Origin of the sequence: Niveispirillum sp., from assembly GCF_017996735.1 — a bacterium.
Lineage (GTDB): Bacteria > Pseudomonadota > Alphaproteobacteria > Azospirillales > Azospirillaceae > Niveispirillum.
Window position 1 is genome coordinate 169,495 of record NZ_JAGOGJ010000003.1, and the last position, 22,785, is coordinate 192,279.

23 protein-coding genes are annotated in these 22,785 nt (G+C 65.1%); 15 read left to right on the forward strand and 8 right to left on the reverse strand.

All coding sequences use genetic code 11. The features are described 5' to 3' along the window. Positions 1–162 precede the first annotated feature (162 nt). From KBA48_RS02540 to KBA48_RS02565, 6 genes are all read left to right on the forward strand, one after another. Complete coding sequence (locus KBA48_RS02540) at positions 163–888, forward strand: peptidase (protein WP_292903390.1); 726 nt, start codon at positions 163–165, stop codon at positions 886–888. A 241-nt stretch (positions 889–1,129) separates the two neighbouring features. Beyond that, positions 1,130–1,588 (forward strand): GNAT family N-acetyltransferase, encoded by a 459-nt coding sequence (locus KBA48_RS02545; protein WP_292903392.1) that lies wholly within the window; start codon positions 1,130–1,132, stop codon positions 1,586–1,588. A gap of 271 nt (positions 1,589–1,859) precedes the next feature. Next, on the forward strand, positions 1,860–2,942 hold the full coding sequence (locus KBA48_RS02550; protein WP_292903394.1) for an efflux RND transporter periplasmic adaptor subunit: 1,083 nt from the start codon (positions 1,860–1,862) through the stop codon (positions 2,940–2,942). A gap of 55 nt (positions 2,943–2,997) precedes the next feature. Beyond that, the gene (locus tag KBA48_RS02555) at positions 2,998–3,684 is read left to right on the forward strand and encodes an ABC transporter ATP-binding protein (protein WP_292903396.1); all 687 of its coding nucleotides are present in this window, start codon (positions 2,998–3,000) and stop codon (positions 3,682–3,684) included. Next, positions 3,681–4,838, forward strand: coding sequence for an FtsX-like permease family protein (locus tag KBA48_RS02560; RefSeq protein ID WP_292903398.1), 1,158 nt, complete (start codon positions 3,681–3,683; stop codon positions 4,836–4,838). The genes KBA48_RS02555 and KBA48_RS02560 overlap by 4 nt, the downstream gene beginning before the upstream one ends. Positions 4,839–4,854: 16 nt before the next feature. After that, positions 4,855–6,042, forward strand: a complete 1,188-nt coding sequence (locus KBA48_RS02565) for an ABC transporter permease (RefSeq protein ID WP_292903400.1) — start codon at positions 4,855–4,857, stop codon at positions 6,040–6,042. Here the strand turns inward: KBA48_RS02565 and KBA48_RS02570 are convergent, their stop codons facing one another. Further along, positions 6,043–7,320 (reverse strand): hypothetical protein, encoded by a 1,278-nt coding sequence (locus KBA48_RS02570; RefSeq protein ID WP_292903402.1) that lies wholly within the window; start codon positions 7,318–7,320, stop codon positions 6,043–6,045. Between the two features lie 139 nt (positions 7,321–7,459). On the opposite strand from KBA48_RS02570, the gene hisB reads away from it, so the two are divergent. The 7 genes from hisB (at position 7,460) to KBA48_RS02605 (ending at position 11,777) form a co-directional block, all read left to right on the forward strand. Then, positions 7,460–8,092, forward strand: a complete 633-nt coding sequence (hisB, locus tag KBA48_RS02575) for an imidazoleglycerol-phosphate dehydratase HisB (protein WP_292903404.1) — start codon at positions 7,460–7,462, stop codon at positions 8,090–8,092. Between the two features lie 47 nt (positions 8,093–8,139). Further along, on the forward strand, positions 8,140–8,790 hold the full coding sequence (gene hisH, locus KBA48_RS02580; RefSeq protein ID WP_292903406.1) for an imidazole glycerol phosphate synthase subunit HisH: 651 nt from the start codon (positions 8,140–8,142) through the stop codon (positions 8,788–8,790). Then, complete coding sequence (locus tag KBA48_RS02585; RefSeq protein ID WP_292903407.1) at positions 8,787–9,371, forward strand: GNAT family N-acetyltransferase; 585 nt, start codon at positions 8,787–8,789, stop codon at positions 9,369–9,371. The genes hisH and KBA48_RS02585 overlap by 4 nt, the downstream gene beginning before the upstream one ends. After that, on the forward strand, positions 9,368–10,096 hold the full coding sequence (hisA, locus tag KBA48_RS02590; protein ID WP_292903409.1) for a 1-(5-phosphoribosyl)-5-[(5-phosphoribosylamino)methylideneamino]imidazole-4-carboxamide isomerase: 729 nt from the start codon (positions 9,368–9,370) through the stop codon (positions 10,094–10,096). Before KBA48_RS02585 ends, hisA begins: the two co-directional genes overlap by 4 nt. A 4-nt stretch (positions 10,097–10,100) precedes the next feature. Next, on the forward strand, positions 10,101–10,874 hold the full coding sequence (gene hisF / locus KBA48_RS02595; RefSeq protein ID WP_292903411.1) for an imidazole glycerol phosphate synthase subunit HisF: 774 nt from the start codon (positions 10,101–10,103) through the stop codon (positions 10,872–10,874). A 184-nt stretch (positions 10,875–11,058) separates the two neighbouring features. Further along, positions 11,059–11,385: a phosphoribosyl-ATP diphosphatase gene (locus KBA48_RS02600; RefSeq protein WP_292903413.1), complete on the forward strand. Its 327-nt coding sequence runs from the start codon at positions 11,059–11,061 to the stop codon at positions 11,383–11,385. A 35-nt stretch (positions 11,386–11,420) separates the two neighbouring features. After that, positions 11,421–11,777: a histidine triad nucleotide-binding protein gene (locus KBA48_RS02605; RefSeq protein ID WP_292903415.1), complete on the forward strand. Its 357-nt coding sequence runs from the start codon at positions 11,421–11,423 to the stop codon at positions 11,775–11,777. 361 nt (positions 11,778–12,138) lie between these two features. On the opposite strand, the gene KBA48_RS02610 is transcribed toward KBA48_RS02605, so the two are convergent. The 3 genes from KBA48_RS02610 to KBA48_RS02620 are packed head-to-tail and all read right to left on the reverse strand — an operon-like array spanning position 12,139 to position 13,976. After that, the gene (locus KBA48_RS02610) at positions 12,139–12,810 is read right to left on the reverse strand and encodes an MBL fold metallo-hydrolase (protein ID WP_292903417.1); all 672 of its coding nucleotides are present in this window, start codon (positions 12,808–12,810) and stop codon (positions 12,139–12,141) included. Between the two features lie 5 nt (positions 12,811–12,815). Continuing rightward, positions 12,816–13,415, reverse strand: coding sequence for a hypothetical protein (locus KBA48_RS02615; protein WP_292903419.1), 600 nt, complete (start codon positions 13,413–13,415; stop codon positions 12,816–12,818). Between the two features lie 9 nt (positions 13,416–13,424). Next, on the reverse strand, positions 13,425–13,976 hold the full coding sequence (locus KBA48_RS02620) for a gamma-glutamylcyclotransferase (protein WP_292903421.1): 552 nt from the start codon (positions 13,974–13,976) through the stop codon (positions 13,425–13,427). Positions 13,977–14,051: 75 nt separating this feature from the next. Between KBA48_RS02620 and KBA48_RS02625 the strand changes: the two genes are divergently transcribed. Further along, positions 14,052–15,080 (forward strand): DUF2125 domain-containing protein, encoded by a 1,029-nt coding sequence (locus KBA48_RS02625; protein ID WP_292903423.1) that lies wholly within the window; start codon positions 14,052–14,054, stop codon positions 15,078–15,080. A gap of 302 nt (positions 15,081–15,382) precedes the next feature. Here the strand turns inward: KBA48_RS02625 and KBA48_RS02630 are convergent, their stop codons facing one another. From KBA48_RS02630 to KBA48_RS02640, 3 genes are all read right to left on the reverse strand, one after another. Next, positions 15,383–16,336, reverse strand: coding sequence for an acetyl-CoA carboxylase carboxyltransferase subunit alpha (locus KBA48_RS02630; RefSeq protein WP_292903425.1), 954 nt, complete (start codon positions 16,334–16,336; stop codon positions 15,383–15,385). A gap of 134 nt (positions 16,337–16,470) precedes the next feature. Continuing rightward, complete coding sequence (locus KBA48_RS02635) at positions 16,471–17,241, reverse strand: MOSC domain-containing protein (RefSeq protein WP_292903427.1); 771 nt, start codon at positions 17,239–17,241, stop codon at positions 16,471–16,473. Positions 17,242–17,342: 101 nt separating this feature from the next. Continuing rightward, a complete protein-coding gene (locus KBA48_RS02640) occupies positions 17,343–17,909 on the reverse strand; it encodes a methylated-DNA--[protein]-cysteine S-methyltransferase (protein ID WP_292903429.1) in 567 nt (188 codons plus the stop codon). Positions 17,910–18,073: 164 nt separating this feature from the next. Between KBA48_RS02640 and clpB the strand changes: the two genes are divergently transcribed. Continuing rightward, positions 18,074–20,710: an ATP-dependent chaperone ClpB gene (gene clpB, locus KBA48_RS02645; RefSeq protein ID WP_292903430.1), complete on the forward strand. Its 2,637-nt coding sequence runs from the start codon at positions 18,074–18,076 to the stop codon at positions 20,708–20,710. A 67-nt stretch (positions 20,711–20,777) separates the two neighbouring features. Here the strand turns inward: clpB and KBA48_RS02650 are convergent, their stop codons facing one another. After that, the gene (locus KBA48_RS02650) at positions 20,778–22,157 is read right to left on the reverse strand and encodes a M23 family metallopeptidase (RefSeq protein WP_292903437.1); all 1,380 of its coding nucleotides are present in this window, start codon (positions 22,155–22,157) and stop codon (positions 20,778–20,780) included. Positions 22,158–22,785 lie beyond the last annotated feature (628 nt).

A 22,785-nucleotide genomic window follows, 5' to 3' on the forward strand; every position in this document is an offset into this window, starting at 1 on the left:
AGGCGCTTTTGTGCAGTGCAACAAGAGCGGCGCTGTTCAAAAGGATAGGATGCGCATGCCCCAAGGGCGCGGGCGGCATGTCCGCTTTGGTCTTTCGCGGCATGGTGGTGCCGTGACAGGATGCCGCCCCTTCGCCCCTGACGACCGGAGTGGTTTGAGCAAATGACCTACTGTCTCGGCATCAAGATCAAGGACGGGCTGATCGCGCTGGCCGATGGTCGCATCACCGCCGGCACCCAGGTGACGGCCGCCCGCAAGGTGACCCTGATCAAGAACGGCAAGGAGCAGTTCTTTGTCATGACCTCGGGTCTGCGGTCGGTACGCGACAAGACGCTGGCCTATCTGCGGCGCGAAATGGCCGACAAGAAGGCCAAGCCGTTCCCCACCATGCTGGACGCGGCCAACGCCTTTGCCCGCTGCCTGCGCACCGTCGCCGCGGAGGACCGGGAGGCGCTGGAAGCGTCGAACCTGAAGTTCAACCTGCATGCCATCATCGGCGGCCAGCTTTCCAAGGATGAGGAACCGACCATGTTCCTGATCTATCCGGAGGGGAACTGGATCGAGGTCGACGAGCGCACGCCCTATCTTTCCATCGGTGCCACCACCTATGGCAAGCCGATCCTGGATCGGGCGCTGAAGCAGCAGACCACCATGCCCATGGCGCTGAAGCTGGCCTACCTGTCCTTCGACAGCACACGCTATTCCTCCGCCGATGTCGGCTATCCCATCGATCTGCTGACCTATCATGTCGCGGACCGCAAATGGCGGGAGGACCAGTTCGACTATGACCATCTGGTCGAACAACGGCATTGGTGGAACAAGCACATCACCGACCTGGCCAACCGTCTGCCCAACGGACCGTGGATGGAGACGCTGCTGCCGGAATGAGTTTTATTGCCGATTCGCAAGAAAACGGGCCGCCTTACCGGGACGGGTGGCGGCCCGGCGCCGGATCGGACCGTGATGGTTTAAACCCCGTTCAAACCGGCTGCATACTTCCATGTGCGGCGTTCCTGGCGGGAGAAGAGGTGAGCGGTACCATACCCCAGAACGGGTAATGTCGTTGGACATGGACACGTTGGGGGCGTAATCTTGCCACCAAAGATATAGTTAACAGGAGTTTCCGGCTGTGGCGGATTTCAGCATCGTCCCCCCCGCCCCAGAGGACGAGGCGGATTGGCGTCGAAACTGGGCCGCCTATCTCACACGATACACAGTGACGGTCGAGCCGCTGACGACCGACATCATCTGGGCACGGTTGCTGGACCCGACCTCTTCCATGCGCGGCTTCATCGCGCGTGATGCCACAGGCCGGGGCATCGGTTTCTGCCACCTGATCCTGCATGACAATACATGGTCGCTGCAGCCCTTCTGTTATCTGGAGGATATGTTCGTGGCGGCGGATCATCGCCGGCACGGCGTGGGCCGCGCGCTGCTGAACCGTATCATCGACACGGCGCGGGAAAACCGTTGGGCCCGTGTCTACTGGACAAGCTGGAACAACAATGCACCGGCCCGCGCGCTCTATGACAGCGTTACCGGCGGCGCCGATCAGCTTGTCCATTACACGGTGAAGCTGCTGGCCTGATACGGTCTCCGGCCGTCGCCGCTCCGGCATCATCGCCGATTTTCGACAGCGCTGTCGTTCGCCTTTGGTTCGCGCCGGTAACCATGGTAGAATCAGGGCCGCCATGCGGGTCAGGGGGGCTCTGCGGGCGGGCGGGCCTGTTTCACGAAAGCGTGGACGCGTTTCGCGTAAACGCGGGTGAAAAGGACGCCCCCTTTACAGATATCCAAGCCGCCCCACCCTCATCCCTTGCCGGTCGTGCCGGGGATAGTCTGGATGTTGGACGGATGAGATGAACGATAAACGTGACCTGCTGCGCTCCCTGACCATCGACCGTCCGGCGGACATGCCGGCGGCGGGAATGGCTCCGCCACGGTCGGGCCTGCCGGGCTGGGCCAAGGGTGTGGGCGTGGTGGCCCTGCTGGCCCTGGGAGTGGCGGGTGGCATCTATGGGCCCGCCCTTCTGGGCGGAGAGGAGGCGGCAGCCCCCGCCAAGGTGGCGGCGGCCGGCGGGCAGGGTGCTTCTTCCGCCACCGGCGGTGCGTCGGCCGCCACGCCGGCCCCCCCCACCGTCACGCCGCGCCCAAGCAACACGCTGGTGGCGTCGGGCTATATCGTGGCGCGGCGTACCGCCACCGTTTCCGCCGAAATCACGGGCCGGGTACAGGATGTGCTGGTCGATGAAGGCATGGTGGTGACCAAGGGCCAGGAACTGGCCCGGCTGGATGCCACCCTGGCCGGCATCGACCTGGACCTGGCCAAGGCTCGCGTCGCCTCGGCCCAGGCGCAGATCGAAGGGTTCTCCGCCGACCTGCGCGATGCTGAGCGTGTGCTGGCCCGCACCGCGTCCCTGTCCAGGGCGTCGAACGCGTCGGAGGCGGAACTGACCCGCGCCCAGGCCCGCGCGGAAACCCTGCGCGCCCAGTTGAAAGGGTCGCGGGCTGAGCTGGAGGTGGCGAGGATCACCGTGGCGCGGCAGACGGAAACCGTGGACCGCCATATCGTGCGCGCGCCCTTCGACGGCGTGGTGATCGACAAGAATGCCCAGCCGGGGGAAATCATCTCCCCCATGTCGTCCGGCGGCTTCACCCGCACCGGCGTCTGCACCCTGGTCGATATGGAAAGTCTGGAGGTGGAGGTGGATGTGAACGAGGCCAATATCGGCCGCGTCCGCGCCGGCCAGAAGGTGGAGGCGGTGCTGGACGCCTATCCCGACTGGAAGATCCCGTCCAGCGTCATCGCAGTGGTGCCGCGCGCCAACCGGGACAAGGCCACCATCAAGGTCCGCATCAAGCTGGAACAGCGCGACGGCCGTGTCCTGCCCGACATGGGGGCCAAGGTCACCTTCCTGGACGCCAAGCCCGCCGGAAACTGAACCGGCATCGATCCATCATTTCAACCCGGGAACATCCGGCAACTGGGGGAATAGCATGACGGCATTGATCAGCATCCAGGGTGGGGCCAAGCGCTTCGTGAAGGGGCGGGAAACCATCACCATCTTCGACCACCTGGACATGACCATCGAACAGGGCGACTTCATCGCCATCATGGGGCCGTCCGGGTCGGGCAAGACCACGCTGCTGAACCTGCTGGGCGGCATCGACCGGGCCACGGCCGGTTCCATCAGCTTCGCCGGCCAGCGGCTGGACCAGATGAACGAGGGCCAGTTGTCGGCCTGGCGGGCGGCCAATGTCGGTTTCATCTTCCAGTTCTACAACCTGATGCCGGCCCTGAACGCGGCCCGCAATGTCGAACTGCCCCTGCTGCTGACCAGCCTGGGGGCGGGGGAGCGCAAGCGGCGCGTCGAAACGGCGTTGAAGATCGTGGGCCTGGCCGAGCGCGCCAAGCATTTCCCGCGTGAAATGTCAGGTGGTCAGCAGCAGCGCGTGGCCATCGCGCGGGCCATCGTGGCCGACCCGCGCATGCTGCTCTGCGACGAGCCCACGGGCGACCTGGACCGCAAGACGGCGGACGAGATCCTGTCCATGCTGCAGCTTTTGAACAAGGAAATGGGCAAGACCATCATCATGGTCACCCATGACCCGGAGGCCGCGCGCTATGCATCCCGTGTCCTGCATCTGGACAAGGGCCGCTTTGTCGAGCAGGTGGCGGCATGAGTGACTTCACCCTGATCCTGGCCAACCTGTTCAGCCGCAAACTGCGCGCCGCACTGATGCTGGTGGCGATTTTTTTCGCCTTCCTGATCTTCGGTGTTCTGGCCGGTGTGCAGAACGGTTTTGACAATATCGGTGATTCGGGCAGTGAGAACCGGTTGGTCACCACAAACAAGATCAACTTCACCCAGCCGCTGCCCCTGGCCTATATCAGCCGCATCCGGTCGGTGGAGGGCGTGGTCGGCGCCAGCCATGCCAACTGGTTCGGCGGCTATTACCAGGACCCCAAGAACCTGGTGATGACCTTCGCCGTCGACCCGGAGAGTTATCTGAACATCTATGCCGGCGATGTCGCCCTGGCCGCCGACCAGAAGGCGGCGTTCCTGGCCGATCGCACGGGCCTGCTGGTCGGCCGCAAGATCGCGGAGAAGAACGGCTGGAAGGTGGGCGACCGCATTCCGCTGAATTCCAACATCTACACCAACAAGAATACCGGCAAGCAGAGCTGGGAATTCACCATCTCCGGCATCGTCGATCCGGCGCGGGAGGATGGCAGCACCGACTGGGCCATCTTCCATTATGATTATTTCAGCGAATCGGTGACCTTCGGCCAGAACACCATCGGCTATGTCATCATCGAGACGGCGGACAAGGCGCTGAACATGAAGATCGCCAAGGTGATCGACGAGATGTTCGCCAATTCCCCGGCCGAAACGGCGACCGATACGGAAAAGGCCTTTGGCCAAGCGTTTGCGGCGCAGTTGGGCAATATCACGCTGGTCATCACCCTGGTCGTGGGGGCCGCCTTCTTCACCATCCTGATGATCGTGGGCAACACCATGTTCATGGCCGTGCGCGAACGCACGCGTGAGATCGGGGTGATGAAGACGCTGGGCTTCCCGTCGGGCCGCATCTTCAAGCTGGTCCTGGGCGAATCACTGATGCTGTCGGCCATCGGGGCGCTTCCCGCGCTGGCGGCGTCGGCGGGGTTGCTGATCTGGATGAAGAAGACGGTGGGCATGCCGGGGCTGGCGCTGACGGCGCCCTATGTGGCCCTTGGCGTGGGTATCATGCTGGCGCTGGGCCTGCTCACGGGGCTGATCCCGGCCTGGAACGCGCTGCGGCTGAACATCGTCACCGCCCTGGGGCGGCAGTGAGCGGGGGGAAAAAGCCATGCGTGTCCTGAACCAGATCATCGCCGTTACCACCATCAACCTGAAAAGCCTGCCGCAGCGCTTCTGGCTGTCCCTGTCCACGGTCGTGGCGGTCACCATGGTGGTGATGGTGCTGCTGTCCTTCCTGGCCATGGTCGCGGGGTTCCAGCGCACCATCGACGGCTCCGGCTCCGACAATATCGCCATCCTGATGCGCGACGGATCGCAGCAGGAACTGAATTCCGTCGTCATGCTGGATCAGGTGCGGCTGGTGGGCGAGGCACCGGGCCTGGTGCGAAAGCCGGACGGCAATGCCGTCATGTCCGCCGAACTCTATGTCATCGTGGACGGGATCAAGCGCTCAACGGGTCTCAAGTCCAACCTGCCCATGCGGGGCATCGGCCTGGATGGTGCGGCCCTGCGTGACGGGCTGGCCATCACCCGGGGCCGCATGTTCGAACCCGGCAGCAACGAGATCGTGGTGGGCGAAAACCTGACGCGGGAGTTCAAGGGGTTCGACCTGGGCAGCGAGATCAAGCTGGGCACCGCCACATGGAAGGTGGTGGGCATCTTCTCCATGAAAGGGGCGGTGTTCGAAAGCGAGATCTGGGGCGACGTCACGGTGGTGCAGAGCATGTTCCGGCGTGGCAACAGCTTCCAGACCATCCGCGTCCGGCTGGAGAATGATGGCGCCATCGAGGCCCTGCGCACCTATGTGGAGAACGAGCCGCGCCTGAAGCTGGCCGTGCAGTCGGAGAAGGCCTTCTTCGCGGGCCAGTCCTCGGGCACCATCCGGCTGGTCAAGGGGGCCGGCTGGCCGTTGGCCATCGCCATGGCTATCGGGGCGCTGGCCGGTGCGCTGAACACCATGTACAGCTCGGTCGCCACCCGGTCGCGGGAGATTGCCACCCTTCGCTGCCTGGGCTTCGGCGGTTTTCCCAGCTTCATGGCCACGCTGCTGGAAAGCCTGGTTTTGTCCGCCATCGGCGGCGGCCTGGGGGCGCTGCTGACCTTCCTGATCTTTGACGGGTTCAGCACATCGGCCCTGGGCGACGGGTTCACCCAGATCGTGTTCAGCTTCAGCCTGACGCCGGCCCTGGTGAAACAGGGGATCACGCTCGCCATGCTGGTGGGTCTGATCGGTGGTTTCTTCCCCGCCCTGCGCGCGGCACGCCTGCCCATCGTGGCCGCCTATGCGCAGGGGTGATCACGGCGCCGCTGTCTGTGTGATGGCCCGGAAATGGGCCATCACCCCGGCCGGTGCGTAATAGGGGGCGGGGTCGCCGGCCAGGGTGCGCGGGCCGCGCAGCGCCGCCAGCCGCCCCTCCTCATCCACCAGTATCCAGGGCGGGTCGCGCCATACCGCCTCGTCCAGATCCAGCAGCAGGGTGGGCACATCCGTTCCCTGGCTGCGGGCCGGGCCGGTATGTGCGGCCACCATGGCCACGGTGCCACCATCGCCATCGGGCCGGTGCAGAAGCCGGCTGATGCCCGGCCGCTGCCGCCGGATCGTGATGGCGGGCCAGTCCCCGCCCGACAGGCGCAGCAGCACGAAGCCGAAGGCCCGCGCCGCCACCTCTGCCTGCACCACCCGCCCGTCGGTCAGCATCAGCGGCGTCGGGGCGGGCAGGGCGGCGCCCGTATCGGGCAGCAGCACCAGACCGCCGGCATCGGCCATGACACCGGTCAGGCTGCCCCAGCGGACCAGGGCGGCGGCGGGGGAGACACCCGTCGCCTCGTCACCGGTGTCCGGGATTTCGTCCCCTGTCGCGGTGGCCGGTGGGACGCCGGTCAGTGAGGCGGTGGTGAGTGGGGCGCTGTCGGGAAGGGCGGTGGCGGGGCTGATCCCCAGGGCCGCCGGAGGGGCCGGGAGTGCCGCCACAGGACCGGTCGCGACGCCGGGCGGGGTCAGGGCCAGATCCCGGAATTCCGGCAGGCCGGCCAGCCGGCGGGCAGCATCGGCCGTGGCATTGCGGATGATGATGCCGTACTTGCCGTTCAGCGACGGGATGTCGGTCTCTCCTTTTCCCTCCGTCGTGAAATGGCGGACGGGGCCGGGCGGGTTGGTCACATCCCAATCGATGCGCACCCGGCCGCTGCCTGTGGTGCCGATGGGCTTGCGCGTGTCGTCATCCACCTTGCGGCACAGCGACAGCTCGACATCGACCAGCCGGCCGGTCAGCACGCGGCCGGCACCGGGGGTTAGCGACAGCCCGCCCCATCCGGTGCCATCACGCAGGGCATCGGCCAGAATGCGGTCGATGCCGCCATCGGCGATCCAGGCGACATCATGGTAGGGCGATTTGCAGCCCCAGCCCCATTCATAGGCGCCGGCCTTGTGCCCTACGGGCAGGTCGATCAGCACGCGGCCCGGCGCCACGGCGGCCGGCACACGCGGCCCCGTGGCCGGCGGCTGGTCCGCACAGCCCGCCAGGAGCAGCGAAAACAGGCTGACGACAAGGATCGAACCGGTGCAACGATGCATGGGACACAATCTTAAAGGATTGGGCGTCGATATAATTACAATTATAATCCACCCGCCGTCCAGGCCCGCGCACGGCTGCGGACACTGCCTTGCAAAAGGGCCGGATGACAGGAACCGGCCCGGTTGATAGGAAAAAACCATGTCGAACGCAGCCGCCCCCTCCGCCCGTTCTCCGCGCCGTGCCGTTGTCGAACGCACGACGAAGGAGACCCGCATCCGTGTCGCCGTCGACCTGGACGGCACCGGAGTCTACAAGGTGTCCACCGGCATCGGGTTCCTGGACCATATGCTGGAACAGCTTTCGCGCCATTCGCTGATCGACCTGGAGGTTGAGGCGGTGGGCGATCTGCATATCGACTTTCACCATACGACCGAGGATACGGGCATCGCCATCGGCGAGGCCGTGGCCAGGGCGCTGGGCGATCGCAAGGGCATTCAGCGCTACGGCGACGCCCTGATCCCCATGGACGAGACGCTGACCCGTGTCGCCATCGACCTGTCGAACCGTCCCTACCTGATCTGGAAGGTCAATTTCACCCGCGACAAGCTGGGTGACATGGACACCGAGCTGTTCAAGGAATGGTTCCAGGCCTTTGCACAGGCGGCCGGCGCCACGCTGCATGTCGAAAACCTGTATGGTGAGAATAACCACCATATCGTGGAGAGCTGCTACAAGGCACTGGCCCGTGCCTTCCGTGCGTCGGTGGAGATCGACCCGCGCAAGGAAGATGCCGTGCCCTCCACCAAGGGTGTGCTGGGCGGGTCGCTGTAAGCGGCTCCCCTCATCCTCCGTCCTTTCCCGTCGCATGGGCAGGCACCATGACCGATAGCGTCGCCCTGATCGATTACGGCTCCGGCAATCTGCGTTCCGCCGCCAAGGCGCTGGAACGGGCCGTGGCCGATGGCGGGCTGGATGCCCGTATCCTTGTCACCAACGACCCCGATGTGGTGCGTGGTGCGACCCGCGTGGTCCTGCCGGGCGTCGGCGCCTTCGCGGACTGCAAGGCCGGGCTGGATGCCGTGCCCGGCATGGTCGACGCCCTGACTGAACGGGTGATCCGTCAGGGAGCTCCCTTCCTGGGCATTTGTGTCGGCATGCAACTGATGGCCCGGGCCGGGGTGGAGCATGGGGTGCATCCGGGGCTGGGCTGGCTGGATGCGACGGTGGAGGCGCTGACCCCGTCCGACCCGTCGCTGAAGATCCCGCATATGGGCTGGAACGAGTTGATCGTGAAGGCGCCATCCCACCCGGTGCTGGCCGGCATCGCGCCGGGCACGCACACCTATTACGTCCATTCCTATGCGATGAAGGTGGCCGATCCCGCCCTGGTCCTGGCCGCGTGCGACTATGCCGGGGAGTTTCCGGCCATCGTCGGGCGCGACAATCTGGTCGGCATGCAGTTCCACCCGGAGAAGAGCCAGGCCGCCGGTCTGTCCATCATCGGCAATTTCCTGCGGTGGCGGCCATGAGTGGTGAGCATCAGAACCCGCTGGCCGGGTCCGACAGCATCGTGACGGTGGAGAAGGTGACGGAACTGAAACGTTCCGATCTTTACGACCTGTGCGACGCCACCGAAGCCGCCATCATCGATGGCGGCGGTTTCGGCTGGGTCAGCCCGCCCGACCGCGAGGTGATGGAGCGCTACTGGAAGGGTGTGATGGCCGTGCCGGAACGCACCCTGATCGTGGGGCGGCTGGACGGGGTGATCGCGGGATCGGCGCAGCTTGTCCGACCCACCCGCAATAATGAGGCGCAGGCCTTCGCCTGCAACCTGACCACCAGTTTTGTCGCCCCCTGGGCGCGCGGCCATGGCATGGCCCGCAGGCTGACCCAGGCCGTGATCGACGAGGCGACGCGCCTGGATTTCGGCATCCTGAACCTGGATGTGCGCGAAACGCAGCGCGCCGCCATCACGCTGTACGACCATATGGGCTTCACGCGCTGGGGCACCCATCCCCATTACGCGCGCGCCAAGGGCCGGACCATCGCCGGCCATTTCTATTACAAGGTCCTGGAACGGCCGGAAGAAGAGACGGAGCCGCAAGCATGATCCTCTATCCCGCCATTGACCTGAAGGATGGCAATGCCGTCCGCCTGCTGCGCGGGGAGATGGATCAGGCCACCATCTTCAACACCGACCCCGCCGCCCAGGCCGAGACATTCCAGGCCCAGGGCTTCGAATGGCTGCATCTGGTGGACCTGAACGGCGCCTTCGCGGGAACGCCCGTGAATGGGGCAGCAGTTGAGTCTATCCTCAAGCGTGTCAAGCTGCCGACGCAGTTGGGCGGCGGCATCCGTGATCTGAACACGATCGGTTTCTGGCTGGAACGCGGCCTGACCCGCGTCATCCTGGGCACGGTCGCCGTCAAGAACCCGGCCCTGGTCAAGGAAGCCTGCAAGGCCTTCCCCGGCCATGTCGCCGTCGGCATCGACGCCCGCGATGGCTATGTCGCGGTGGAAGGCTGGGCGGAGACCAGCAGCCTGAAGGCCCTGGATCTGGCGCTGAAGTTTGAGGATTGCGGTGTGGCCGCCATCATCTATACCGATATCGACCGCGACGGCGCCCTGGGCGGGGTGAATGTGGAGGCGACGGCCGATCTGGCCAGCCACCTGACCACGCCTGTCATCGCGTCGGGCGGCGTGTCCTCGCTGGCCGATCTGCGGGCCCTGAAAGAGGTGGCGCATACGGGCATCGATGGCGTCATTTCCGGCCGCGCGCTTTATGACGGGCGCATCGATCCGGCGGCGGCACTCGCCATCCTGCGGGGGGAATGATCCGATGCTGAAGGCCCGCATCATCCCGTGCCTGGACGTCAAGGATGGCCGCGTCGTCAAGGGCGTGAACTTTGTCGACCTGATCGATGCCGGCGACCCGGTGGAACAGGCAAGGCTGTATGATGCGGCCGGGGCAGACGAACTGACCTTTCTGGACATCACGGCCAGCAGCGACAATCGCGAGACGATCTTTGACGTGGTGCGCCGCACTGCCGAACAGGTCTTCATGCCACTGACCGTCGGTGGTGGCGTGCGGACGGTTGAGGATATCCGCAAACTTCTGCTGGCCGGGGCCGACAAGGTGTCGATCAACACCGCGGCCGTCCACCGCCCGGAATTTGTGCGGGAAGGGGCGCAGAAATTCGGCGCCCAGTGCATCGTCGTCGCCATCGACGCCAAGGAGGTCGAACGCGGCGCCGGTGGCGAACAGCGCTGGGAAGTGTTTACCCATGGCGGGCGCAACCGTACCGGCATCGATGCCGTCCAATGGGCGCAGCGCATGGCGGAATACGGCGCCGGCGAGATCCTGCTGACTTCCATGGATCGCGACGGCACCAAGCAGGGCTTCAACCTGGAACTGACCCGCGCGGTGGCCGACGCCGTCACCATCCCCGTCATCGCGTCGGGCGGGGTGGGCACTCTGGACCATCTGGTTGACGGTGTAAAACTTGGCCATGCCTCGGCCGTGCTGGCCGCCAGCATCTTCCATTTCGGCACCTACACCATCGCCCAGGCCAAGACCCACATGGCCCAGGCGGGGATACCGGTGCGGTTCTGATCTGTATATCTGCTGTTGTGCTATTTTTTGTCATCCCCGCGCAAGCGGGGACCCAGCGAGAGCGGCGATAGCCGCGACATGACTCATATCGGCGCTGACCGCGCCTCACGCTGGGTCCCCGCTTTCGCGGGGATGACGGCGGAGGCAGGTTAGCGAACAGAGAGCGTTGTAAGCAGGAGTATCTATGTCCAATCCCGCCATCCTGGACGATCTCTACGCCACCATCCTGTCACGCAAGGGTGGGGACCCCGACAGTTCGCATACCGCCCGTCTGTTCCATCGCGGCCGCGCCAAGATCGCCCAGAAGGTGGGGGAAGAGGCGGTGGAGACGGTGATCGAGGCCATGGCGGGAACGCCGGAAAAGCTGGCATCGGAATCCGCCGATCTCCTTTACCATCTTCTCGTGCTCTGGGCCGATGCCGGGGTGCAACCTGCCGATGTCTATGCCATCCTTGAGGGACGTAAGGGCGTCAGCGGGCTTGAGGAAAAGAAGAACCGCGCACCCGTCTGAGGGCGGCGCCCCATCACAGCGGAAGGATCGGTGCCTTGATCTATGATCGCAGCAATATCTTCGCCCGTATCCTGCGCGGCGAGATTCCATGCAAGAAGGTGTACGAGGACCAGTACGCCCTGGCCTTCCACGACATCCATCCGCAGGCCCCCACCCATATCCTGGTGATCCCCAAGGGTCCCTTCACCAGTTTTGCCGATTTCTCCTCCCAGGCGACGGTGGAAGAAATCGCCGGCTTCGTCCGCGCTGCCGGCCTTGTCGCCCGTCAGGCGGGGGTGGAGGATAGCGGTTATCGGCTGCTGGCCAATCACGGCCCCGACAGCCATCAGGAAGTGCCGCATTTCCACATCCATATCGTGGGCGGCCGTCCCCTGGGCAAGCTGCTGCCCTGACGGAGCTTCCGATCAAGACGCAGGAGGCCCCGGCGCCATGGGTTTGGCGCCGGGGCCTTTGTTTTTTCAGGCCTGTGACGGGCGTCACTTGAACGGAGTTCATTTTCCGGATAAACATTGTTCAGGACGGGCGTTACGGCCCATCCGGCCGGTTCCGGTGGTTCAGCACCGGGTGCCGGCAGACAGTTTCGTTCCGGTCTGCGGCCCCACCACGGCCGGAACGGTGGCGGGCCTTGTCGCCCTCATTCGGGCCCGCCCTTTTTGCCCCCGGCGTCGTCCCCACGGCGCCGGGGGAAACTTTTTTTAAGGTCTATCAGGTGCTTCAGAAAGCGCCCGTGAATCCATTTGAAGCGATCACGCTCTAGCGCCGGCCCGATACGGCCCGATCGCCGACATAGGGGTTGGATTGCCGTTCGCGGCCAAAGGTGGACAGGCCGCCATGGCCCGGCAGGAAGGTGATGTCATCCCCCAGCGGGAACAGCTTTTGCCGGATGGAACGGATCAGATCATCTATATTGCCGCCGGGGAAGTCGGTGCGGCCCACCGACCCTTCGAAGATCACATCGCCGACAATGGCGAATCGTGACGGTTCATGGAAAAACACGACATGGCCGGGCGTGTGGCCGGGGCAATGCAGCACCTGCAGCACCAGCTCACCCACCGTCACCGTATCGCCATCGACCAGCCAGCGGTCGGGCGTGAAGGGGCGGGAATAGGGCATGCCATAGCCGGCGCCATGTTCCTTCAGCGCAATGATCCAGTAATTATCCTCGATGGCCGGTCCCTCGACGGGAACCTTCAGCAGATCCTTCAGATCGGCCACGGCGGCGGCATGGTCGACATGGCCATGGGTGACCAGGATGCGCTCCACGCTCAGGCCGTTCTGGGCCACCGCCTGACGGATCTGTTCCACCCCGCCGCCGGGATCGATGACGGCGGCGCGCAGGGTCCTGGTACACCAGATGATGGAGCAGTTCTGCTGGAACGGCGTGACCGGAATGATCACAGCCTTCATCGGGGGTGTCGCACTCATCCCTGTCACGCCTTCCGTCGAACGAATTTTAATGCCGTATGTGTGGGTGACACCGCACACACCTTGTTGTCAACCAGACCGGCGCCACGGCCGGCCGCGAAGACATGATCCTGCGTGATGTCACGGCGGCCCTTGGGATAGATGATCCACAGGCCGGACCGTGCCCCCAGGCCCGAGGCAAGATCGGTGACGGCGTCCAGATCGGCGATGCCGTCGGCCACCAGCAGGATAAGATCAGCGTTCCCCTGCGCATCGCCTGTGATGCCGCCGCGCGACAGTTCCGCCGCCAGAACGGGGTCGGGTGCCTGTCCGTGCAGGGCCACCCGCTGGCCGGCCCGGATGCCCAGCTTGTCCAGGACACTTCTGGGATTGCGGATACGGTGCAGCCAGTCGGCGGCCTTCGCCGCCCCCAGATCCAGCGACAGGCTGCCATCGGGTACCGTCAGGATCAGGCTGTCACCCGATACATCCGCCGCCGTCAGGTCAGCCAGCATCAGCTTCACCCGGAACGCCCCCCGGAACAGCAGGTGATCGCCTTCCAGCAGGACCTTGCCCGGCCCCTCTCTGTCGCCCCAGCGGGCGGTGACCGTCGCTTCCTGTCCCACCGGCACCTCCTATATGCGGGCCGCCAGTTCCCGCAGGCCGTGGTCGTGAATGCCCAACTGTGCCAGATGGTCGATCAGGCTGGTCAGATAATCGACATTGCGGCCCGACTGTCCCACGCCCTGGCGGATCAGGGCGGCGGTGCCGTCCAGACCCAGCCGGCCACAATATTGGCTGTGCGCGGGATCGGCGGTGAAGGTCAGCGCCTGCACGTCGCCCTGCGCGGTGCGCACCCGCATGCGGCGGGGGATATAGACACGATAGGCCATTTCCCGCTGCCACAGATAATCCAGCACGTTGGCTACGCAAGCAGCCTCCACCCGCAGCACCATGCCCCGGCACGACCCGCCCCGATCCAGGCCCAGCACGGCGCCCGGCCGTTCCGGCGTGCCGCGATGTTGATGGCTGTAGATGCAGAAACCGCGATGATAGCCGCGCAGCAGCCCTTCGCGTTTCTCCACGAAGGGGAAGCCGGGGTTCCACATCAGCGACCCATAGGCGAAAACCCACAGATCAGTGCCGGGCGGGTGGTCGAAATCGGGTACGGTGGGAAGGTCGGTCATTCCAGGTTGCCGGTTCCATCTCGCAGTCGCAAAATGGTAACGCAAGCCCGCCCCCCGTGCCAACGCGGATATCCCATGCTGCATCGCTATCGCGCCCTGTTCCTGGCTCTGTCGGTCGCCATTCTGCTGCTGCTGGCCTATACGGCCTGGTGGGCGGCCCTGGCGGGCAAGGTGCGCACCGCCCTGACCGAGGCGCCAGGCAGGGCGCTGGCGGAAAAGGGCGTGGTGCTGGATATCCGCAACCCCGTGGTGGGCGGCTTTCCCCTGTCGGTGACGGTGGAATTGTCGGGGATGCGCGCGCAATGGCCCAGCGGCACGGTGCTGGAACTGGGCGCCGTCACGGCCAGCGCGCCGGCCTGGGACCCGACCGACATCAATGTGACGTCGTCCGCCCCGCTGCGGCTGGATCTGGCGGGGTCGGCGCGGCATGACCCGGTTTCCGGAACCGCCGGCGGCCTGTCGCTCCTGGCCGATCTGGGCCTGGATGGCACACCGCATCGGGTGACCGCCACCCTGACGGCGGTGCGCACCCTGACCGATGCGCCATGGGCGGCGGCGGAGACCATCGTCACCTGGACGGCACCGGCCAAGCCACCGGAAGGCCCCACCGACCCGCAGGGGCAGATCAGCCTGCTGGTCCGCGACCTGGATCTGCCGGGTGCGGTGCCGGCCCCCCTGAACCGTCGCATCGAACAGGTGGCCCTGACCTATGAGCCGCGCGGCCCCCTGCCGGTCAAGCCCAGTGTGGAAGGGATGACGGCCTGGCGCGACGGTGGCGGCACCCTGGAAATCCTGGGGGCCCGGCTGCTCTGGAGCGGCATGGATCTGCGCGCCAACGCCACCCTGGCGCTGGACAGGACCCTGCGGCCGGAAGGGGCGGGCACGGCCGAACTGTCGGGCGGTCAGGCCCTGATCGACATGCTGGCACAAGGCGGCAGCGTGAAGCCGGAGCAGGTGGAGGCGGTGAAGGCCGGCCTGTCGATGCTGTCCAAACGCACCGATGACGGGCGCAGCGTGCTGCGGGTGCCGGTGACCCTGCAGAACAGCCGCTTGTTCGTGGGTCCCCTGCAGGTCGCGACCCTGCCGCCCATTCCGTGGAACTGAGCGGCAATGGCAGATCCTATTCAGGGAATGTGCATAGACTTGTGCGTATATTTGCAGTGAATATGAAAACGGCGGACCGGAATTCCCCGGCCCGCCGTCTATGGAGGTACGACATGCGTAACCTGTCGTGTCTCCTGGTGCTCCGTATCCCCGTCTGGCGGCGGCGTGTCCTGCACATCACCATCATGCTGGGGTAAGGGCCTAGGAGAGGGTGGGGTGGAGCTCGAACCTCCGTCCCACCTTCCTCTACAATATAGGCGAAACCCGCGCCTGAGTCTATCAGTGCGAGAGTATTCCAACCCTCAGCTCAGGCCCTTCTGGCCCATATCCAGGAACTTCTGACGGCGGTTCTGGCGCAGGGTGGCGCCGTCCTGCCCGCGCAGACCTTCCAGCGCATCCTCGATGGCATTGCCCAGGGCGCTGATCGTTTCCTCCCGCCGGCGATGGGCGCCGCCGATCGGTTCCATCACGACCCGGTCGATGACACCCAGTTCCTTCAGGTCCTGGGCGGTCAGGCGCAGGGCCTGGGCCGCGTCGGCGGCATTGGTAGCCGAACGCCACAGGATGGACGCGCAGCCTTCGGGCGAGATCACCGAATAGATCGAATGCTCCAGCATCAGCACGCGGTCGGCCGCGGCGATGGCGATGGCGCCACCGGACCCGCCCTCGCCGATGATGGTGGACACCATCGGCACCGTCAGACGCAGGCAGCTTTCGATGGATTTGGCGATGGCTTCGGCCTGGCCGCGCTCCTCCGCCGACACACCGGGGAAGGCGCCGGCCGTATCGACCAGCGAAATGACCGGCAGGTGGAACCGGTCGGCCATGGCCATCAGGCGCTGGGCCTTGCGATAGCCTTCCGGCTTGGCCATGCCGAAATTGTGATGAACCCGGCTTTCGGTGTCGTTGCCCTTTTCCTGGCCGATCACCACCACGGAGCGGCCCCGGAAACGGCCCAGTCCGCCGATGACAGCCCGATCCTCCCCGAACAGCCGGTCGCCGGCCAAGGGTGTGAAATCGGTGATCAGCGCCTGGACATAGTCAAGGCAATGCGGCCGGTTCGGGTGGCGGGCCACCTGCACCTTCTGCGCGGGGGTCAGCTTGGCGTAGGTGGCGCGCAGCAGCTTGTCCACCTTGTCCTGAAGCTTCTTCACCTCGTCGGCGATGTTCAGATCACCGCCATCGGCCAGGTGGCGCAGCTCCTCGATCTTGGATTCCAGCTCCGCGATCGGCTTTTCGAATTCCAGGAAATGCATCGACGTGACTGTTCCGCCCTTGGCACCGAAGCGGGCTGATTAGCATGAGATGAGGCTGAGGGCCATAGTGTGCGTGCGCAGATGTGAGGTGTCCGGGTCATCCACAGGCCCGGCCGCCCCCCCGGCGCCGGTGATCAAGGCTGTTCCAGCACCCGCACCGCGTCGCCGGCCTTGATCTCCCCGCCTTGTTCGACGCGCGCATAGACACCGCACACTACATGTTCGAAACCGCTTTTCAGCGCCTTCAGCAGGGCCATGTCACGCTCTCCCGTGGTGGGGTTGACCTCCACGGCGGCACAGCGGGTTGTGGTCTTGAATACCGACAGCACCGTATCGCCGATGGCGATGCGCTTGTCGACCCAGCCCATCTCCGCCCAGGGGGCCAGACCCGCCAGATGCAGGTTGGCACGAAAGCGCAGGGGATCGACGGGCCGCTGTGTCACCCGCCCGATATCCTTCACCGATGCCAGGTTCAGCAGCGAGACGGCCTTGTCCGGAATGTCGGTGAAGTTGTGACCGGGGCTTTCCACGATCTTATAGGGGCCGGGAACGGCCGCATCCTTCATATAGGCGGACAGGAACTGATCGATCAGCAGACGGCCCGTGGCCGTATCGATACGCCCGCCGGCCACTCGCTTGCCATTGCGGTTCAGCACCAGCATGCAGGTGGCGGGATCGAATACCGCCTGCAAGGTCGCCAGCTTCTCATCCCGCAGCAGGACCAGGAAGTTGGTCTTGGGTTTCCAGGCGGGTGCCAGCGGATCGAACTGTGTCGCCCGGTGCAGAATGGCAAAGCGCCGGTCATGCGGCAGGCAGCCGCCCGGCGTCAGGGTCACGGAATCCAGCACCTGGGCGGACAGCCCCTTGACCGGATAATATTGGATGGCATCGAGCGTCGCGGACATGATGGAGGCAGGATAATCCGCCCTGCGGTCACGGCGCAACCCGGTCGATGGCCCGAAACCGGTAATTCGGTTTCATAGTTGCGCAGGGCAGGCCGGTAATCTCAGAACAGACCCAATTGCTGTGCCGGCAGAGCGGCGCCTTCAATCCGCAGCAGGGCCAGTTTTGTCTCCACCCCGCCGGGCGCCGAAAAACCGCCCATGCCGCCGCCCGCTGCCATCACCCGATGGCACGGCACCACGATGGGCCAGGGATTGCGGCCCAGCGATTGCCCCACGGCACGGGGCACGATGGAAGGCGGCATATCGCCCAGCATATCGGGCGTCAGGCGCTTTGCCACCTGCCCATAGGTCAGGGTGCGGCCCGGCGGGATGGCGCGGGCGATGGCATAGACGGCACGGTCGAACGGCCCGGTATCCGCCATGTCCAGCCGCACCTCCCGCAGGTCGTGTTTCTCTCCCGCCAACAGGGCGCGGATGCCGATGATGGCGGCGGCCGTGGGCGCGTCCGGTTCGCCGGCCACCGCCCCCGGCACCGCCCTGCCCATGCGGACGGCCAGATCGCCCCCTTCTACGGCCGGCAGGCGCACAGCCAGCAGCCATTCAGGGCCCCAGGCCACGGCGCAGGTGCCGAGGGCCGTGTCGAACAGGTGGAAAAAACGGGAGCTCATGGCCAATAGCATAACCGTCCGGTCAGCCCCCGTCACCGCCTCTTGCGCGCTTGGGTTCCGCTTCCCACATCAATTACGATCCTCCCGGATCGCACATGACGTGGATCATCGCAATCATCGGGCCCAGCGGGGACGATGGGGCAAAACCGGGGAGTTTGTGGGTTATGGACTTCAAGAATTACACCGAACGCGCCCAGGGTTTCATCCAGGCGGCGCAGGGGGCGGCGGCACGCGCTGGACATCAGCAGCTCACGCCCGAACATCTGCTGAAGGCGCTGCTGGAAGACCAGGAAGGCATGGCGGCTAACCTGATCGCCAGTGCCGGCGGCAATGCGGCCAAGGCCAATGCCGGCGTGGACGCCGCCCTGCGCAAGCTGCCCAAGGTGGAAGGCGGCGGCACCCAGCTTTTCGCGACGCGCGAACTGGTGCGCACCTTCGAACAGGCGGCGGAACTGGCCAAGAAGGCGGGCGACAGTTTTGTCACCGTCGAACGGCTGCTGCTGGCCCTGGCCCTGTCCACCGGGACCGATGCCGCCAAGGCCCTGGCCGATTCGGGCGTGACGCCGCAGAAACTGAACGAGGCCATCAACGGCCTGCGCAAGGGCCGCACCGCCGACAGCGCGTCGGCCGAACAGGGCTATGACGCCCTGAAGAAATATGCCCGCGACCTGACCCAGGCCGCGCGTGACGGCAAGCTGGACCCCGTCATCGGCCGGGATGAGGAAATCCGCCGCACCATCCAGGTGCTGGCCCGGCGCACCAAGAACAACCCTGTGCTGATCGGTGAGCCCGGTGTCGGCAAGACCGCCATCGTGGAAGGCTTGGCCCTGCGCATCGTCAATGGGGACGTGCCGGAGGGGCTGAAGACCAAGAGCCTGCTATCGCTGGATCTGGGTGCCCTGGTTGCCGGAGCCAAGTTCCGCGGTGAGTTCGAGGAGAGGCTGAAGGCCGTCCTGTCGGAGATCCAGTCGGCCGCCGGTGAGATCATCGTCTTCATCGATGAGCTGCATACCCTGGTCGGGGCGGGCAAGGCCGATGGCGCCATGGATGCGTCCAACATGCTGAAGCCGGCCCTGTCGCGTGGCGAACTTCATTGCGTGGGCGCCACGACGCTGGACGAATACCGCAAATATATCGAGAAGGACCCGGCCCTGGCCCGCCGGTTCCAGCCCGTGTTCGTGGCAGAGCCGACGGTTGCCGATACGATCTCCATCCTGCGCGGCCTGAAGGAGAAGTATGAGCTGCACCATGGCGTGCGCATCACCGACAGTGCCATCGTGTCGGCGGCCACGCTATCCAACCGTTACATCACCGACCGTTTCCTGCCCGACAAGGCCATCGACCTGATCGACGAGGCGGCCAGCCGTCTGCGCATGATTGTGGACAGCAAGCCGGAAGCCATCGACGAACTGGACCGCCGCATCATCCAGCTCAAGATCGAGCGTGAGGCGTTGAAGCGGGAAACCGACCAGGCGTCCAAGGACCGGCTGGAGAAGCTGGAGACCGAACTGGCGGAGCTGGAGCAGAAATCCGGCACCCTGACGGCGCAGTGGCAGGCCGAGAAGGACACGCTGACCGGTGCCCAGAAGATCAAGGAGGAACTGGACCGGGCGCGGGCCGAGTTGGAACAGGCGCAGCGTTCCGGTGACTGGGCGCGGGCCGGCGAAATCACCTATGGCCGCATCCCCGATCTGGAAAAGCGACTGGCCGCTGCGGAGGCTGCCAGCCAGAACCGCATGCTGAACGAGGCGGTGCGCGAACAGGACATCGCCTCCGTGGTCAGCCGCTGGACCGGCATCCCCATGGACAAGATGCTGACCGGCGAGCGTGAGAAGCTGTTGCAGATGGAAACCCATCTGGGCAGCCGCGTCATCGGACAGCAGGAGGCGGTGATCGCCGTCGCCAACGCCGTCCGCCGCTCGCGCGCGGGGTTGCAGGACCCCAACCGCCCCATGGGCAGCTTCCTGTTCCTGGGTCCCACGGGTGTGGGCAAGACGGAACTGACCAAGGCCCTGGCCGAATTCCTGTTCGATGACGAGACGGCGATGGTCCGGCTCGACATGTCCGAATATATGGAAAAGCACGCGGTCAGCCGCATGATCGGCGCGCCCCCGGGCTATGTCGGTTATGACGAGGGCGGGGCTCTGACCGAGGCCGTGCGCCGCCGGCCCTATCAGGTGGTGCTGTTCGACGAGGTGGAGAAGGCCCATCCTGATGTGTTCAACATCCTGTTGCAGGTGCTGGATGATGGCCGTCTGACCGATGGTCAGGGCCGGACTGTCGATTTCCGCAATACCCTGATCATCATGACCTCCAACCTGGGTTCGGAGTTCCTGGCCAGCCTGCCCGACGGGGAGGACAGTTCGGCCGCACGGGCACAGGTGATGGAAGTGGTGCGCGGCTCCTTCCGGCCGGAATTCCTGAACCGTCTGGATGAGATCCTGATCTTCCACCGCCTGTCGCGCGGCAACATGTCGGGCATCGTGGAGGTGCAGATCGGCCGGTTGACCAAGATGCTGGCCGACCGGGAACTGGCCCTGGAACTGACCCCGGCCGCCAAGGAATGGCTGGCCGACAAGGGTTATGACCCTGTCTATGGCGCCCGGCCGCTGAAGCGGGTCATCCAGCGGGAATTGCAGAACCCGCTGGCCACCCGCATCCTGGAAGGCAAGGTCGCGCCCGGCAGCCCGGTGCAGGTGGATGCCAATGAAGACGGGTTGTTGATCCAGGGCGAACCCGCCCATGGAGCGATGCCACCCGCTGGTGAGTCGGCCTGGGGACAGGCGCGCACCCTGCATTGAGCGGGGGCCAAATAACGAAAGCCCGGCCGAAGCGATTCGGCCGGGCTTCCTTTTGGTGGACGGGGGATCAGCAGCCGCGCTTGCGGTCGCAACTGGCCTTGGAAGGCTTGGCGGCCTTCGGCACGGCGGACACCAGACCGATCCCGTCGGCGGCCTGATCGCCACCGGCTTCGAAGCGCTGCTGCAGGCTGGCCACCACGCCCTTGAAACGGGCCAGTTCCTTGCCATCCAGATTGCGTCCCGTGGGAACGGCAACCGACAGGGGGTTGACCTGCTGGCCGGCCTTGACGATCTCATAATGCAGGTGGGCGCCGGTCGAACGGCCGGTGGTGCCGACATAGCCGATCACATCGCCCTGGGCCACCCGCGCCCCCTTGCGCATGCCGGCGCCAAAACGCGACATGTGGGCATAGGCGGTGGAAATCTCGTTATTATGCCGGATGCGGATATAGTTGCCATAGGCACCCTTCGGCCCAACCTCGTCCACCACACCGGCGCCGGCGGAATAGATCGGTGTACCTGTGGGGGCAGCAAAATCCACGCCCTTGTGCATCTTGGAATAGCCCAGCACGGGGTGCCGGCGCATACCAAAGCCCGATGACAGGCGCGCGCCATCGATGGGGGTCTTCAGCAGGGCCTTGCGAATCGACGACCCCTGGGCATTGAAGAACTCGGCGATGCCCTGGCTGTCCTCATAGCGGTAGATAGCCTGTTCCTTGCCGGACAGGGTCAGCGAGGCATAAAGGATATTGCCGCCGCCGCCGGCGACAACCTCACCATCCTCGGTCACCACCTGCTCATACAGGACCTCGAACCGGTCGCCCGGCTGGATGTCGCGCTGGAAGTCGACATCGTAGGAGTAGTTACGGATCAGCTCGGTCAGCACAGTCATCGGCACGCCGGCCGCCCGGCCCGACTCGAACAGGGAAGAACGGATCTCCCCCTGGGCGGCCACGGCCCGGCGCCCCAGCTTCTTGGCGGTTTCGGCCGCCTGGAAACGGATGCCGTTGAAGCTGACGGAAACGGACCGTTCCACGGCGGGCTGGAACTCGAACCCGACGAATCGGTCCTCACCGCTGGTGCGATCGAACATCACCTCGACGGGCTGCCCGGACTTCATGCGGCGGGGGTCATAGACGGCCTTCAGGGCGGCCACGGCCTCCTGCGCGTGCGGCTGCGGCACGTCGGCGTCCAGCAATACCTGCATCAGCGTGTCGCCACGGCCCAGATTGACCAGACGGCGTTCAACGGGATCGGCGGCCTTTTCAATATCGCCCCACGCATCCGGGGCGGCAGAGGCGCCCTGCTGGGCATCCAGCGAGGCCAGGGAAGGCAGCGTCTCGACCGTCGCTTGCGACGTGGACAGGCTCGTTGAGTGGAGGAAGGCGGCGGCTCCGGCGCCACCGAGGGCAGCCAGGGCAATGGTCGCGACCGCAAAACGCTTCATCAGCACTGACGAACCTCCATCCCCACGCTCCTCCTGGCTTTTTGACCGATTGGCTGCCGGTCCCGACGGCCCGGCGGATGTTCGCGGAAGTGACGGTCCCGACACTGTCAATGACACTCTTCGTTGGAAGAATGCGTTTGTCGCAGCGGACCCGTGCTTCCCGCACCGATGTGATTGGCATAATCATCATCCGGGCCCGGGATTGCGAGCAAAAAGACATAGACCAACGGAAAAAAACTTCTGGCCAAGCCCGCCTTTGGATGTTCCACGGCCGTATAGCGTCGCAAGGGGAGGCTCGGTCGTCGGACATAGCAGTTTGTGGGTATATATGCTCGCGCGCGCGAAGTGGGCGCTTCCGGGCCTTTCTTTCATATTTTTGCAAAATAGTGCTTGCCAGTCGGGGGCCGCCTGTCCTATACCCCGGCTCCCGCAGCGAGGCGGCCCTGGTGGTCGCGACGAAGCGGACGGATCTTGGTGGTGTAAGCCACTGACATTGTTAAGTAAGTTGATCATCGATGTGCTGATGATTGTTAAGCGGTCTTTTAAGGATTGCTGGATGATTATCGGTCTGGTTGATTGCTTTTGGATGGTTTTTTGGGGCTGGTAGCGGCGCTGAAAAAAAGCTGAA

What these genes read in the sequence shown, in the direction of transcription:
- KBA48_RS02540 (WP_292903390.1), top strand. Translation starts at nt 163, where the DNA reads ATGACCTACTGTCTCGGCATCAAGATCAAGGACGGGCTGATCGCGCTG.
- KBA48_RS02550 (WP_292903394.1), top strand. Translation starts at nt 1,860, where the DNA reads ATGAACGATAAACGTGACCTGCTGCGCTCCCTGACCATCGACCGTCCG.
- KBA48_RS02555 (WP_292903396.1), top strand. Translation starts at nt 2,998, where the DNA reads ATGACGGCATTGATCAGCATCCAGGGTGGGGCCAAGCGCTTCGTGAAG.
- KBA48_RS02560 (WP_292903398.1), top strand. Translation starts at nt 3,681, where the DNA reads ATGAGTGACTTCACCCTGATCCTGGCCAACCTGTTCAGCCGCAAACTG.
- KBA48_RS02565 (WP_292903400.1), top strand. Translation starts at nt 4,855, where the DNA reads ATGCGTGTCCTGAACCAGATCATCGCCGTTACCACCATCAACCTGAAA.
- KBA48_RS02570 (WP_292903402.1), bottom strand. Translation starts at nt 7,320, where the DNA reads ATGCATCGTTGCACCGGTTCGATCCTTGTCGTCAGCCTGTTTTCGCTG.
- hisB (WP_292903404.1), top strand. Translation starts at nt 7,460, where the DNA reads ATGTCGAACGCAGCCGCCCCCTCCGCCCGTTCTCCGCGCCGTGCCGTT.
- hisH (WP_292903406.1), top strand. Translation starts at nt 8,140, where the DNA reads ATGACCGATAGCGTCGCCCTGATCGATTACGGCTCCGGCAATCTGCGT.
- KBA48_RS02585 (WP_292903407.1), top strand. Translation starts at nt 8,787, where the DNA reads ATGAGTGGTGAGCATCAGAACCCGCTGGCCGGGTCCGACAGCATCGTG.
- hisA (WP_292903409.1), top strand. Translation starts at nt 9,368, where the DNA reads ATGATCCTCTATCCCGCCATTGACCTGAAGGATGGCAATGCCGTCCGC.
- hisF (WP_292903411.1), top strand. Translation starts at nt 10,101, where the DNA reads ATGCTGAAGGCCCGCATCATCCCGTGCCTGGACGTCAAGGATGGCCGC.
- KBA48_RS02600 (WP_292903413.1), top strand. Translation starts at nt 11,059, where the DNA reads ATGTCCAATCCCGCCATCCTGGACGATCTCTACGCCACCATCCTGTCA.
- KBA48_RS02610 (WP_292903417.1), bottom strand. Translation starts at nt 12,810, where the DNA reads ATGAGTGCGACACCCCCGATGAAGGCTGTGATCATTCCGGTCACGCCG.
- KBA48_RS02620 (WP_292903421.1), bottom strand. Translation starts at nt 13,976, where the DNA reads ATGACCGACCTTCCCACCGTACCCGATTTCGACCACCCGCCCGGCACT.
- KBA48_RS02625 (WP_292903423.1), top strand. Translation starts at nt 14,052, where the DNA reads ATGCTGCATCGCTATCGCGCCCTGTTCCTGGCTCTGTCGGTCGCCATT.
- KBA48_RS02630 (WP_292903425.1), bottom strand. Translation starts at nt 16,336, where the DNA reads ATGCATTTCCTGGAATTCGAAAAGCCGATCGCGGAGCTGGAATCCAAG.
- KBA48_RS02635 (WP_292903427.1), bottom strand. Translation starts at nt 17,241, where the DNA reads ATGTCCGCGACGCTCGATGCCATCCAATATTATCCGGTCAAGGGGCTG.
- KBA48_RS02640 (WP_292903429.1), bottom strand. Translation starts at nt 17,909, where the DNA reads ATGAGCTCCCGTTTTTTCCACCTGTTCGACACGGCCCTCGGCACCTGC.
- clpB (WP_292903430.1), top strand. Translation starts at nt 18,074, where the DNA reads ATGGACTTCAAGAATTACACCGAACGCGCCCAGGGTTTCATCCAGGCG.
- KBA48_RS02650 (WP_292903437.1), bottom strand. Translation starts at nt 22,157, where the DNA reads ATGAAGCGTTTTGCGGTCGCGACCATTGCCCTGGCTGCCCTCGGTGGC.